Annotated in this window: 15 protein-coding genes; 11 read left to right on the forward strand and 4 right to left on the reverse strand. The window is 43.7% G+C overall.

Annotation, left to right across the window (positions count from 1 at the left end; genetic code table 11):
* The first annotated feature begins 4 nt into the window (after positions 1 to 4).
* Positions 5 to 1,678 (forward strand): hypothetical protein, encoded by a 1,674-nt coding sequence (locus tag RBH91_RS07855; RefSeq protein WP_307894072.1) that lies wholly within the window; start codon positions 5 to 7, stop codon positions 1,676 to 1,678.
* 36 nt (positions 1,679 to 1,714) lie between these two features.
* Here RBH91_RS07855 and RBH91_RS07860 read toward each other — a convergent pair whose 3' ends face one another.
* Positions 1,715 to 1,909, reverse strand: coding sequence for a hypothetical protein (locus RBH91_RS07860; RefSeq protein ID WP_307894073.1), 195 nt, complete (start codon positions 1,907 to 1,909; stop codon positions 1,715 to 1,717).
* Between the two features lie 81 nt (positions 1,910 to 1,990).
* Here RBH91_RS07860 and RBH91_RS07865 point away from each other — a divergent pair, with 81 nt between their 5' ends.
* From RBH91_RS07865 to RBH91_RS07880, 4 genes are all read left to right on the forward strand, one after another.
* A complete protein-coding gene (locus tag RBH91_RS07865; RefSeq protein WP_307894074.1) occupies positions 1,991 to 3,841 on the forward strand; it encodes a phage tail protein in 1,851 nt (616 codons plus the stop codon).
* A gap of 2 nt (positions 3,842 to 3,843) precedes the next feature.
* Complete coding sequence (locus RBH91_RS07870; RefSeq protein ID WP_307894075.1) at positions 3,844 to 4,041, forward strand: hypothetical protein; 198 nt, start codon at positions 3,844 to 3,846, stop codon at positions 4,039 to 4,041.
* Between the two features lie 61 nt (positions 4,042 to 4,102).
* Positions 4,103 to 4,513: a phage holin family protein gene (locus RBH91_RS07875; RefSeq protein ID WP_307894076.1), complete on the forward strand. Its 411-nt coding sequence runs from the start codon at positions 4,103 to 4,105 to the stop codon at positions 4,511 to 4,513.
* A 48-nt stretch (positions 4,514 to 4,561) separates the two neighbouring features.
* A complete protein-coding gene (locus tag RBH91_RS07880) occupies positions 4,562 to 5,638 on the forward strand; it encodes a peptidoglycan recognition protein family protein (RefSeq protein ID WP_307894077.1) in 1,077 nt (358 codons plus the stop codon).
* Between the two features lie 36 nt (positions 5,639 to 5,674).
* On the opposite strand, the gene RBH91_RS07885 is transcribed toward RBH91_RS07880, so the two are convergent.
* Entirely contained in the window at positions 5,675 to 5,869 is a 195-nt protein-coding gene (locus RBH91_RS07885) for a hypothetical protein (RefSeq protein ID WP_076762290.1), read from the reverse strand.
* A gap of 19 nt (positions 5,870 to 5,888) precedes the next feature.
* Entirely contained in the window at positions 5,889 to 6,401 is a 513-nt protein-coding gene (locus RBH91_RS07890; RefSeq protein ID WP_307894078.1) for a hypothetical protein, read from the reverse strand.
* Between the two features lie 598 nt (positions 6,402 to 6,999).
* Here RBH91_RS07890 and RBH91_RS07895 point away from each other — a divergent pair.
* Positions 7,000 to 7,245 carry a helix-turn-helix domain-containing protein gene (locus RBH91_RS07895; protein WP_307894079.1) on the forward strand — a complete coding sequence of 82 codons (246 nt, stop codon included), beginning with the start codon at positions 7,000 to 7,002 and terminating at the stop codon, positions 7,243 to 7,245.
* 24 nt (positions 7,246 to 7,269) lie between these two features.
* Here RBH91_RS07895 and RBH91_RS07900 read toward each other — a convergent pair whose 3' ends face one another.
* Positions 7,270 to 7,638 (reverse strand): YolD-like family protein, encoded by a 369-nt coding sequence (locus tag RBH91_RS07900; RefSeq protein WP_307894080.1) that lies wholly within the window; start codon positions 7,636 to 7,638, stop codon positions 7,270 to 7,272.
* 204 nt (positions 7,639 to 7,842) lie between these two features.
* Here RBH91_RS07900 and proG point away from each other — a divergent pair, with 204 nt between their 5' ends.
* The 5 genes from proG (at position 7,843) to RBH91_RS07925 (ending at position 12,547) form a co-directional block, all read left to right on the forward strand.
* A complete protein-coding gene (gene proG / locus RBH91_RS07905; protein ID WP_307894081.1) occupies positions 7,843 to 8,622 on the forward strand; it encodes a pyrroline-5-carboxylate reductase ProG in 780 nt (259 codons plus the stop codon).
* Between the two features lie 187 nt (positions 8,623 to 8,809).
* A complete protein-coding gene (locus RBH91_RS07910) occupies positions 8,810 to 9,634 on the forward strand; it encodes a M55 family metallopeptidase (protein ID WP_307894082.1) in 825 nt (274 codons plus the stop codon).
* A 16-nt stretch (positions 9,635 to 9,650) separates the two neighbouring features.
* Positions 9,651 to 10,577, forward strand: coding sequence for an ABC transporter permease (locus tag RBH91_RS07915; protein WP_307894083.1), 927 nt, complete (start codon positions 9,651 to 9,653; stop codon positions 10,575 to 10,577).
* A gap of 5 nt (positions 10,578 to 10,582) precedes the next feature.
* Positions 10,583 to 11,545 carry an ABC transporter permease gene (locus RBH91_RS07920; protein ID WP_307894084.1) on the forward strand — a complete coding sequence of 321 codons (963 nt, stop codon included), beginning with the start codon at positions 10,583 to 10,585 and terminating at the stop codon, positions 11,543 to 11,545.
* A 3-nt stretch (positions 11,546 to 11,548) separates the two neighbouring features.
* The gene (locus tag RBH91_RS07925) at positions 11,549 to 12,547 is read left to right on the forward strand and encodes an ABC transporter ATP-binding protein (RefSeq protein ID WP_307894085.1); all 999 of its coding nucleotides are present in this window, start codon (positions 11,549 to 11,551) and stop codon (positions 12,545 to 12,547) included.
* Positions 12,548 to 12,567: the final 20 nt, after the last annotated feature.

Raw genomic sequence — 12,567 nt, forward strand, 5'->3', positions numbered from 1 at the left:
AACAATGCCTAACTATCCATACAACACACTGAATGTACAGCTTTCAATAGACAATTTAAACAAGCTAAATGATAATTTTGTAAACATCGAAACGGATATCAAAGAGGCAAATGATAGGATATCGGAGATTGTCGCACAGGCAGGGAGCGATAACACAGAGATTGTTGATGCGCGCGGCGGCTTTCCTGTATTAAGCGATAGATTAAATGATACTGACACGCGTCTGGATCAAGGATTTGCAAGTGTTCGAGATGATGTTTTTGATTATACACTAACGCCTCAATCGCCTAAGCCTCAAAAAAACGGAATTAGGACAAACAGCGCTAAGATCATTCAAAAAACCAGCGCTGATGAATTGCAAATCGTCCAAAGAACAAATAAAGGGTATGTCCACTATACATTGACTAAAAACTCTGGGGCGAGCGGAACCGAAGACTATGGTATAAATCATGAATTAATCCGGCTGACGAAAGCACGTCAGTTTCAGGATGCCTATGTTTATTTTGATATGGGTTCTCCTGCGTCTGGAACACTGACCACGTTATATGAAGCGGGGCAAAACAACACAATAGAACAAAGACTCTTCAAGCTTCCACAGTTGGATATGTCCCGCAATTTTTCATCAAAAGGCGACGGCACAGGGTTAGCGTGTTATGAATTAGCGACCGGCGGCGAAGTTACCTATAACTTAGATGCGACTAAAACCAAAAAAGCCAACATTTTATTTTTGTGTTCAACTGGCGGCGGCGAGGATGTTCAAATTCTTATCAATGACACCCTTGTGAAGTCTTTCAATCCTCGGAGTTATGTCGTGACCGGAACAACTACGGCTGCAATGGCTCTTATAGAATTCGAAATACCATCAAAAGCTGATGGAGACGAAATTATTGTTCTTAAAATAAAAAACAATTCATCGTCATATCCTGTTTATCCTTGCTGCATAAACTTTTTCGAGTTGAAAGACCATAACGGACAAGTAATTGATAATTTTAAATGCTTCGGCAGCACTCGGGGAGGATGGATAGAAAATTCCGGGGCTTCCGATTATGCCCTTTACGATGCTACAGCTGGGAAATGGTTCGGGAGCTATCACGGCGGCGAAGTATCAGAACACGATTTCTTAATTTGGAACAAAAACGCCATTACAGATATAGATGAATATGATCTCTCAATGACTGCATTTGCTGATGTTCCTACGGGTGAATGGAGAATCCAGCGCAATTTTAAATTATATCAGCAAACAGCGTTAGCGGGCGGCAAAGCGAGAATGGTGTCAGAATTTGATTTCAACGTTGATGGAACTTTAGAAATGGATTTCGGTTATTATGACGGACAAGTGCAATTAGGGACGTTTTACACCGGATTGACATCAACAAACACGGCTTTTTCGTATGTTTTTCAACCTAAATTTCATTTTTTCGGTGATGTACCATCGGGAAATCATTACAATATTCCACTTACAGAGGGAAGGATAAGCCAAGTAAATCCGACTGACGTATTACAATTGGATATTAGGTTTACCAAATTCAATCAAGAGCATGATACAAGAGGGCCGTCCATTTTCGACCATGATAATTACCGTAAGTTCTATTATGGGCCAATTTTCGGAGCGGCTTCTAACCCTGTCAGCTTGGGTTCTTTGTCATTCTCGAAAGGTCTTGATTTTATAGTTAGATAACAAAAAAACACGGGTTCCTCATTGGAAACCGTGTTTTTAACAAACGCTATGATTTTTTAAATCTATTACTTTTTGTGCAGTTGGATTCTCGTCCAAGTCTAACAGTTCAATTAATAGCCTATTATTTAGGTTTGTTAGTCTATATCCCGATAATTCAACACCTGTTTCGGCTTGATACTCTTTTTCGAAATCGCGCACAATCGTATTCAGGTTTAATGTAAGGCTTGGCATATTTGGTACGTTCCCCCTTGGTCTTTATTAGTAAATATACCACAAGTTAAAGCCCAATACCATTAAGGAAGGAGGGGGCTGATGCTTCCAATCACAGATTTAAGCGGGAACACTGAACCTGTTCCAATACTCAAAAACTTTACAAGAACACGGAAAGTCAACGGGGAAAAAACGTTGACTTTTTACGTTCTTCCAACGCATGAAGAAGCTTGGAGAATGGTCGAAACGCAGTCAATTGTAGAATTTGACGATGAAGAATATGTTATCAAAAAAGTCAAAGAAAAAAACGCCGGGCAGCTCTCTATAAAACAGGTTGAAGCTGTTCACCGTTTTTTTGATGACATGATAGGGTGTCAACAGTACGATATTCATAATGGATCGATGACTTTCGCGGCTGCTTTAACAATGGTATTTTCACCAACGCCCTATACATTCAACATTATTGATTCTTTCTATGCTGAAACATTCGAAAATTTCGGCCGCGACAATTGCCTTTCTTTATTCAAAAAGGTTTTGGATCGGTACGGGGCTGAATTTCGGATAGAGGGAAAAACCGTCTATTTAGAACGGGAAATAGGTTCAAAAACGGATTTTCAATACCGATATAGACATAACATTAAAGTTATAGATAAGGAAATCAACACAAACAATTTAGCGACTTATATCAGAGGATACGGCGGAAAACCTGATGATAAAGGAAACTATCCAATTGAGAGAGAATACACATCACCGAATGCGGAGAAATTCGGAATTATCGAGGCGGATGCAGTAGTGGATGAACGTATCACAACTGTTTCAGGAATGGAAAAACGACTTAAAAACGTTTTAATAGATGTGCCAGAATTGAGCATCACAATAGATGAAGTTGATCTCAACGAAACCATCAACGAAGGCGATTATGGCTTCGTAATCTATGAACCGATGAATGTGGATGTGGAAGCCCGTATCGTGAAAGTCCAAGAAACATTTGATATTAATCTCAAACTAATCAATCGCACTGGTACAATCTCAAATATCACAGAAAGTCAAACTGATGCTATGACACGTTTTTCTCGCACTTCCAAGCAGTTTAATAGACTGATGAACGGACAGGAAACTTTACCTTATAACGTGCTTGACGAAGCTGTTAAACAGGCTACTGAAGCCTTACAAAGCGCTCAAACGGAATTGGTATTCAATAACGGAATTATCGCAGTCGACCCCACTAATTCGAACAGGCTAGTCATTTTCAATTCTGCCGGGGTTGGAATAAGTACCGATGGTGGCCAAACATTCGAAAATGCTATCACCTATTTAGGTGTCAATACTAATGTTTTAACGGCCGGACAAATTAACACGAATAACATTAAAATAATCGGAAAAAACGACTTGTTTTACTGGGATGGCACAGCCTTGCAAGCCTATGATCCATCCGATTTAAACAGATATGTGAAGTTGAACAGCAGCGGCCTTGAAATCGCCAAAGGCGCTATATCTATTCAAAGGGAAGACGGGGCCTATTTAATAGAAAATGGGGTTCCGCAGTTTCAACATGCACAAGTTGAGGCCGATCCCCCTTTCACATCGTCCGGTGTAGAAGTTTATAGAAGGTTTTGGAGAACAAATAGCACCACTTCGCAAAACTGTCAGGTCTATACTTTGAAAAAATCCGGGAGATACCTTGTTGTCCAAGTCGTGGGAGGCATGGAAGACAACGGCCAAAGTGGAACCGGAACATTGGAATTCGTCAATTTGGTTAGCGGAGAAGTTTTTCATTCGAAAACATTTACAGGAACAATCAATGAGTCTACGAGCGCCGGCGAATATTATACGGCAACTATTGATCTTGGCATTCCTGATTACACGGCTATGTCCTATTATTTAAGAATTAGAACAAGTTCATCAAGTCGCTATATGTATCTTCGAAAATTGCGCGCTTGGGTGGAGGGATAAGCATGGAAACGAAACCAATATTAATTTTTATCAATACAGACGATCAAGGGAACATAACTGATAAAGTGGCCGGACACAACTGCATTCCAGACCGTCCATATCAATATTTTTTTATGACCTATGAACAGGAGGCCATGATAAACTCAGAGGCTGCCTTGACAGATTACGAAGAATGGCAGCGCCAAAGCTTTGGCGTATAGTCGATAGAAAGCAAGCGGCTAAATAGCGGCTTTTTTATTTTGTATAAAAGGAGGAAATACATTGGATACATTTTATAAAGGTGCCATCGCCGTTGCTGGCGGAGTAATCGGATTTCTTTTTGGAGGGTGGAGCGTTCTTTTGACGATTTTATCTGTTTTGGTCATTATTGATTATTTTAGCGGTTTGGCAGCGGCCGCAGTAAACGGAGAAGTAAAAAGCCGAGTCGGTATGATCGGCATTGCCCGCAAAGTCTTTATCTTCGTGATGGTTGGTGTCGCTCGCATGGTTGATTTATTGTTTGCTGAAAACAATATCGAAATAGGCTTTCTAGTCATGACAGTGACCATTGTTTTCTACTGTATCAATGAACTGATTTCCATTACTGAAAATGTGGGGAAAATGGGAGTTTACGTACCGGAGCCGATTACCAAGGCCATTGAGATTTTAAAACAACAAAATAAAACAAAATAGGTTGCCGACGGCAGCCTTTTTTTATAAAGAAAAATAGGAGTGGTTCAAATGGTTAAAGTTGTGAAGAATTTTGTAAAAGTCAATCAGTATACACGGCCGGGCCTAAAAATGTCTGGAGTCAAAGGGATTGTCATGCACTATACGGCTACACCTGGGGCGTCCGCTTTAAATGAGCGGAATTACTTCAATGGCACCTGCATTGCAGATAAGCGGTACGCATCATCACATTATTTTGTGGACAGAAAAGAGGCGCAGTTGATTATCCCCGAGAATGAAGTCGCATACCATGCACATGACAGAAATCGCTGCTATGTCAGCTTTTTAAAGCCGAATGCCAACACAAAGGCTATCGGTGTTGAAATGTGCGTCGAAAAAAACGGCAAGATTCACAGTGAAACTGTTCAGAATGCCGCTGAATTGGTCGCCGATCTGTGCAAGCGCTACGGGCTGTCAACTGACAAAATCGTTCGTCATTACGATGTGACAAACAAAAACTGTCCGGCACCGTGGGTGAGAGATTCAAGCCAGCTGGCGGCATTCCGGAAAAAAGTCGATAACCTGCTTGGAAATAAAACGGTATCGAAAGAAACGGCATCCACGAGCCAGCCGAGCAAATCGACTGGGACTATTCTGAAAAAAGGTTCGACAGGATCGAAAGTAAAAGCGCTGCAAAAACGTTTAATAAAAGCAGGCTTCAAACTTCCTAAATTCGGAGCAGACGGCCATTATGGGGATGAAACTAAACAGGCTATCCTTTCTCTTCAAAAGAAAGCTGGAATTGCGACAGATGGCATTTACGGACCAGCAACAGAAAAAGCATTGCAAGCCATTGAGGCGAAAAAGAAAAAGTCATCTTCAAGCGGTAAAAAATCTTACAAGCTGCCGGACGGCATCTATAAAGTAAAAAAACCTATGATGAAAGGAACAGCCGTCCGGCAGATTCAGGAGGCGCTGGCTGCTCTTTATTTCTACCCGAACAAAAAGGCCAAGAATCACGGGATTGATGGCTATTACGGCCCAGACACAGCGGATGCGGTCAAACGGTTCCAGCTGATGCACGGGCTGTCTGCTGATGGCATTTACGGACCGAAGACGAAAGCGAAACTTGAAGCATTATTGAATTGAAGAAATAAAAAACCCCTCTCTTATTAACGAGGGGGGTTAACTATTTTTGGAGCCGATTAAAGCCCTTCCAGCCAAATCGATTAAAACATAGACAACAAAGAAAATAACGAGCCAACTTATGAAATCAGCCCACATATTGTTTAGGTTCAGCAATCCAACTTTATCTAATCCGGTTTGAATGAACATTGAAATCAATGTCGCAATAAACACATAAATAAACCATTCTTTCACTGTAGATCACTCCTAGATGTTATCCTATAAATTTACAAATATACTTTGTAGTTCCGTTGTAATTTCCCCATCTTTTACAGAACTCATATGAACCCATATCTAAAAGTTTTTTACCTAACCAAGCTAACCCAGCACCGGCTAGAATTTTAAGAGCCCACGCAATAATAGGTAAAACTGTTAGATTGTTTTTCATTTCTTTAATTGCGCTTATTTGTTGATCATGAGTCTCCTTGGCTTGTTCTGGTGACAAAGATTCTAAATAGTTTTTCATTTGGACAGCATCAGCCAATGTAATTCCTGATGCAGTAGCCTTTTCAACATCAAAACTGTACTTATTTGTATCTTTGTCAAAGGTAGATGCTTCATAAAAAGCTAATGCCAACTGTTCAGCTGCTTTTTTATCTTGATAATCACTATTTACCTGTGCAGCTTGAGCTTGCGGAGTGCCAAAAATTGATGCAAAGCCTAAAATTAAACTCAACCCCAAAACAATCATGAACCAGCCCTTAAAACTCCCCACTACACTGTTCATTATATTATTCTCCTTCCACTTATATGTGAATCAATAAGAGCATACCACCACATAACATAATTTTCCACAGTTATAATAAAAATGGTAATAAGGGACCGGGGATTTTGAACACCAGAGATTCTTTAGTTGTGTTCATATGAACTCGAAAGTGACATATTGACTAAAAACCCTCTTTTTTTAAAAGGGGGCATTTTTTTATACAAAACCTCTATACAATTGTTTATAGGTATTGTATAATAAGAGTGTAAGGAGGTGAGGAAATGCTAGACAACATGATAAAAGTCCTTCAAATTATCTTCTATGTTGCTTCCATCGCCTGGATTGCACAGCAATCATCGGATGCAAAGAAGAATAATAAGAAGGACTAGCAAGTGGGGAAGCGAAGCGGTGGCTCGCTCGCTTCCTAATATAATTATAACCAGTCTAGCATATAATATGAAGAGAAGACAAACATACATTTTTTCCATGATTTTATTAAGCGTGGCTGCTATTGGGCTGCGGGAATTATGGACAAGCACTTTCACAACGGTCATCATGGTTATTGTGTTGGCCGTGACCATCTTCACGATCATTAAGGATGTAAGGAGCAGATAAGATCATGGAATATCATTTAAAAAGCCGTCAGGAGGTCGAGGACTTCATCAGGCGTGAAGTCCTGACCACCAAAGAGGCGGCTGAACTGCTTGAGGTGAATCGTTCACGAATGAGTCAGCTGATTAGTGGCGGAAAGCTTATTCCTGTAAAAAAAATGAGCGGGACTAGTCTGTTTCTCCGTTCTGATGTTGAGGAAAAGAAAAAAGAACTTGAAGCCGGCCGGGAAAAATACCGGCCGTATGATGAGTAAAGCCCTTCTAGCTGAACGAAGGGCTTACTTCATTTCTACACCAACAACATCCTCAAATTTAATGAAATTGGTGTCTCCTTTTGAATCCATTACATGGAAAAGCTTGCGCTGCTGGTTTATGTAATGGATTTTTCCTTCTATATAAATGATCTCCCCTGTTTCTGCTCCATTTAAAAAGGGCAGCGGTTTAAATACGGCGAATTGCACCGTTTTATTAAATTCCATGGCTTCGCTTATGATCATTTCCATATCTTCTATTTGAGCCAGGTCAAGCACCGGCTTTTTTACTCTGTTGTGATTGCTTTCTAATTCGCGGAGCAGGCTGACATGCTCCGGCAGCATCATAGCTGTCCATTTGATTGTGCCTCGATCTTTAAGGTTGTCGTCTCTCATGGTGTTCATCTCCTAGAGATGATTATATAGGAACGTTTGTTCTATTTTCAAGTGGTATGTTATGTATAAAAAAATAACACGAAGATAACGAAAGTTCCGTTCAAGGGCGAATAACGGCAACTTAAAACAATAAAAAAATAACATGAACACGAGAAAAAAGCAGGGAACGAAAGGGGATGAAAAACCGCGAAAACCACTTGAAACATGGCTCGCATGATTGCGGACAAACTCCTTGAACAAGAAAAAATCGCTGACGAAATGGTGCTGGTCAGCACCAGGACAAACGGAGAAAAAACGGAAACTTTAAGAAAACGTTATCCAAACGTTTCCTTTCAATCGCCTGAGGAACTTGCAAAACAATGCGTGCTCATCTTCATCTGTGTTCCGCCTATGGCGGTAAAAGAAACGCTCGCGAAAATTAATCCCTTTCTTCAGGAAAATGCGCACGTTGTTTCGATCGCCGCGGGAATGACGCTTGACCGGCTTCACGCATGGACAAACCGGCAAATAACGAGATACATCCCGACATTGACATCTGAAACGGACATCGGCATTTCACTTGTCGTACATAGCGAACGGGTTGCGGAAGACAGCAAGAAGCGGCTTGAAGGATACCTCTCCGCTTTCAGCAAAGTGAAAAACATCTGTGAGAGTGATATTGATGCCGCGAGCAATTTAACAAGTTCGTCCCCGGGTTTTATCGCCGCGATATTTGAAGAATTCGCTCAATCCGCAGTCAGAAACAGCAGCCTGACGAAAGAAGAAGCGTTTGAATTCTTGATTCATTCTTTACTTGGCACGGGAAAACTTTTATTGGAAAAGCAAATGACTTTTGAAGAAACGCTGCAAAGGGTGGCGACAAAAGGAGGCATCACTGCCGAAGGAGCGGAGGTCATTCAAAATGCCATGCCCGGGGTTTTTGATGAGCTGTTTGCACGTACGGGGAAGAAGTACGCAGAAATAAAAGAAGCTGTCCGGCCTTAGACATGAGGCTGCCTGGCCGGGCAGCCTTTTTTGTGCGCTCGACAAATTTCTTTACATTTCCATCCTTATCTTTATTTTCTAAATTTCCCAAGAGTTATTGCAATCCTATTAAAATTCTAATATAATTTGTTAGAATATTCTTAAAATAATAAAAAATTTGAGATGTTTTTTCATAAGGGGGGGTTCTATGAAACTGTATATGTCAGTTGATATGGAGGGGATTTCCGGGCTTCCTGATGATACGTTTGTCGATTCGAGCAAGCTCAATTATGAGCGGGGCCGGGTGATCATGACGGATGAGGCCAATTATGTGATTGAAGAAGCATTTAAAAGCGGCTGTTCGGAAGTGCTTGTCAATGACAGCCATTCAAAAATGAACAATCTTTTAATAGAGCGTCTCCACCCGGAAGCACAGCTGATTTCAGGGGATGTCAAGCCGTTTTCGATGGTTCAGGGGCTTGATGATACATATGGGGGAGCGGTTTTTCTCGGTTATCATGCGAGAGCGTCGATGAGAGGTGTGATGTCGCATAGCATGATTTTCGGTGTCAGACATTTTTACATAAACGGTCAAGCCGTCGGAGAGCTGGGTTTTAACGCTTATGTTGCCGGGTATTACGGCGTTCCGGTCATCATGGTTGCCGGCGACTGTCAGGCGGCGGCAGAAGCGGAGGAGCTGATTCCGCACGTCACGACGGCAGCCGTCAAAGAAACGATTTCCCGATCGGCGGTCAAATGTCTGACACCGGAAAAAGCGGGGCGGCTTTTAAAGGAACGGACGGCTTATGCGATTCAAAACAGGGACAAGGTCAGACCGCTCACACCGCCGGACAGACCTGTGCTGAGCATCGAATTTGCCAACTACGGCCAGGCGGAGTGGGCGAATCTCATGCCGGGCACTGAAATCAAACCGGGAACGACGATTGTCCGCTATCAAGCAAAAGACATATTGGAAGCCTACCAAGCGATGCTTGTCATGACAGAACTTGCGATGCGGACGACATTTTCCTAGGAAGGTGTGATGAAAAATGGCGGGTTACATCATGAAGCGGTTTTTCTCGATGCTTGTGACCATTTTAGTGATTACGACATTGACCTTTGTGATGATGAAAGTGATTCCGGGCTCTCCTTTTAATGAGGAGCGAAACACCAATGAAGCGGTTCAGCGAAACCTTGAGGCTTATTATCATTTAGATGAGCCTCTCTTTGTGCAATATTTGATTTATTTGAAATCGATCATTGCTTTCGATTTCGGCCCGTCGATTAAACAGCCTTCACAAAGCGTGAACGATATGTTGTCAAGAGGTTTTCCCGTCTCATTTGAATTGGGGATGACAGCGCTTGTGCTCGCGGTTTTTTCGGGAATAGCCCTCGGCATTTTCGCAGCTCTCCGCCAAAATGGCATCATCGATTATTTGGCGATGACAATAGCGGTGCTCGGCATTTCGGTTCCGAACTTCATTATGGCCACTCTGCTCATTCAGCAGTTTGCCGTCAACTGGAACATCTTCCCGCCTTCGACATGGACGAGCCCGATGCATATGGTGCTCCCGACAGCCGCTTTGGCGATGGGACCGATGGCGATTATCGCGCGGCTGACCCGCTCCAGCATGATTGAAGTGCTGAGCCAGGATTATATCCGGACGGCGCGGGCAAAGGGGCTTTCTCCATTTAAAATCGTCATGAAGCATGCGCTGAAAAACGCGATGATGCCCATTATCACGATTCTCGGGACACTTACCGCTTCCATTTTAACGGGAAGCTTCGTCATTGAAAAAATCTTCGCCATTCCCGGAATGGGAAAATATTTTGTTGAAAGCATCAATTCCCGCGATTATCCCGTCATCATGGGGACCACCGTCTTTTACAGCATCATCCTCATCGTTATGCTATTTTTAGTCGATATGGCCTACGGAATCCTAGATCCGCGCATTAAACTGCATAAGAAAGGGTGAGATATATGAGCCTCCCAGTTCGTACGGAAAATGACACACCGCCGGGCGGGCATATCCCGAATGAATGGTTTTCGCCTAAGAAGCAGGAAAGGGGTGAAAGCGAATCTGTTGTAAGGCCAAGCCTTTCATACTGGCAGAATGCCTGGCGGATTTTACGAAAGAACAGGCTGGCGATGGCCGGTTTAAGCATTTTGATCTTCCTCTTCGCCATGGCGGTACTCGGTCCGATTTTTTCTCCCCACAGCGTCACACAGCAGACGCTCTCCCAGCAAAACCTGCCGCCGTCCCCGCAGCATTGGTTCGGAACGGACGAGCTTGGCCGCGATGTTTTTACAAGAACGTGGTATGGGGCAAGGATTTCTCTTTTTGTCGGCGTGATGGCAGCTTTGATCGATTTTGCAATCGGTGTTCTCTATGGCGGCATTGCCGGCTATAAAGGCGGCAAAACCGATCATGTCATGATGCGGATCATCGAAGTCTTGCACGGACTTCCATACTTATTGGTCGTTATCCTTCTCATGGTGCTGATGGGTCCCGGACTGGGAACGATTATCGTTGCGCTGACGGTCACCGGGTGGGTCGGCATGGCGCGCATCGTCAGGGGGCAGGTTTTAAAAGTAAAGCATGACGAACATGTTCTCGCTTCCCAAACCTTCGGTGCCAATACAGGGCGGATGATCAGACGCAATCTGCTTCCGAACATGATGGGAGCGATCATCGTCCAGATGACGCTGACAGTGCCGTCAGCCATATTTGCCGAAGCCTTTTTGAGCTTCCTTGGCTTGGGGATTCAAGCCCCCTTTGCCAGCTGGGGCGTGATGGCGAACGACGGTTTGCCCGTTATTTTGTCAGGGCACTGGTGGCGGCTGTTTTTTCCAGCTTTCTTTATTTCATTAACGATGTTCGCCTTTAACGTTCTTGGAGACGGTCTGCAGGATGCGTTAGATCCAAAGCTGAGGAGGTCATGATGTTTGCGAAAAAAAGTACTGGAAGTCGAGAATCTGCATGTTTCATTTGCGACATACGGAGGGACCGTTAAAGCCGTCCGCGGCGTCAGTTTTGATTTATATGAAGGGGAAACATTTGCGATTGTCGGCGAGTCAGGCTGCGGAAAAAGCGTGACTTCACAAACTATCATGAAGCTGCTTCCGAAGTTTTCCGCAACCATTACAGACGGTTCGATCCGCTTTAAAGGAAAGGATTTGCGCCATTTGACTGAAAAGGAGATGAGGTCGATCCGCGGCGCCGAGATCTCGATGATTTTTCAAGATCCGATGACTGCGCTGAATCCGACCTTAACCGTCGGCGATCAGCTGAGAGAAGCGCTGCTGGAGCATCGGACGATCTCCAAGGATGCGGCGGAAAAAGCCGTGCTTTCCATGCTTGAGCTCGTCGGCATCCCGAATCCGAGAGAGCGTTTGAGGCAGTATCCGCATCAATTCAGCGGCGGGATGAGACAGCGGATCGTTATTGCGATGGCGCTGATCTGCGAACCGGAGGTCCTGATTGCCGACGAACCGACAACAGCGCTTGATGTCACCATTCAAGCGCAGATCCTTGAGCTGTTTAAGGATATTCAGCGAAAAACCGGAGTCTCGATTATTTTAATTACCCATGATTTAGGGGTCGTCGCACAGACGGCCGACAGAATCGCGGTGATGTACGCCGGAAAAATCGCGGAGGCGGGACCGCGGAAAGACATTTTTTATCATCCTCAGCATCCGTACACAAAGGGGCTGCTGAAATCCGTTCCAAGGCTTGATCTTGAAGAAGCGGAGCTTGTCCCGATTGACGGGACGCCGCCGGATTTGTTTTCACCTCCCGCAGGCTGTCCGTTTACAGCCCGCTGTTCATTTGTAATGGAGGTGTGTGAAAGGCTGTACCCTGTGAAAACGGAAGTCTCAGCGGGGCATGATGTGTGCTGTTGGCTTCAGGATGATCGGGCAAAGCGGACTGTATTATCGATATAAGTGTTGGATCATATGAAATG

The sequence above is a fragment of the Bacillus swezeyi genome (assembly GCF_030908325.1).
GTDB lineage: Bacteria > Bacillota > Bacilli > Bacillales > Bacillaceae > Bacillus > Bacillus swezeyi.

Excerpts from the sequence above, each read along its gene's own strand:
- RBH91_RS07920 (WP_307894084.1), top strand. The coding sequence starts at position 10,583 with ATGAGCCTCCCAGTTCGTACGGAAAATGACACACCGCCGGGCGGGCAT.
- RBH91_RS07900 (WP_307894080.1), bottom strand. The coding sequence starts at position 7,638 with ATGAGAGACGACAACCTTAAAGATCGAGGCACAATCAAATGGACAGCT.
- RBH91_RS07910 (WP_307894082.1), top strand. The coding sequence starts at position 8,810 with ATGAAACTGTATATGTCAGTTGATATGGAGGGGATTTCCGGGCTTCCT.
- RBH91_RS07865 (WP_307894074.1), top strand. The coding sequence starts at position 1,991 with ATGCTTCCAATCACAGATTTAAGCGGGAACACTGAACCTGTTCCAATA.
- RBH91_RS07870 (WP_307894075.1), top strand. The coding sequence starts at position 3,844 with ATGGAAACGAAACCAATATTAATTTTTATCAATACAGACGATCAAGGG.
- RBH91_RS07855 (WP_307894072.1), top strand. The coding sequence starts at position 5 with ATGCCTAACTATCCATACAACACACTGAATGTACAGCTTTCAATAGAC.
- RBH91_RS07895 (WP_307894079.1), top strand. The coding sequence starts at position 7,000 with ATGGAATATCATTTAAAAAGCCGTCAGGAGGTCGAGGACTTCATCAGG.
- RBH91_RS07890 (WP_307894078.1), bottom strand. The coding sequence starts at position 6,401 with ATGAACAGTGTAGTGGGGAGTTTTAAGGGCTGGTTCATGATTGTTTTG.
- RBH91_RS07880 (WP_307894077.1), top strand. The coding sequence starts at position 4,562 with ATGGTTAAAGTTGTGAAGAATTTTGTAAAAGTCAATCAGTATACACGG.
- RBH91_RS07915 (WP_307894083.1), top strand. The coding sequence starts at position 9,651 with ATGGCGGGTTACATCATGAAGCGGTTTTTCTCGATGCTTGTGACCATT.
- RBH91_RS07860 (WP_307894073.1), bottom strand. The coding sequence starts at position 1,909 with ATGCCAAGCCTTACATTAAACCTGAATACGATTGTGCGCGATTTCGAA.
- proG (WP_307894081.1), top strand. The coding sequence starts at position 7,843 with ATGGCTCGCATGATTGCGGACAAACTCCTTGAACAAGAAAAAATCGCT.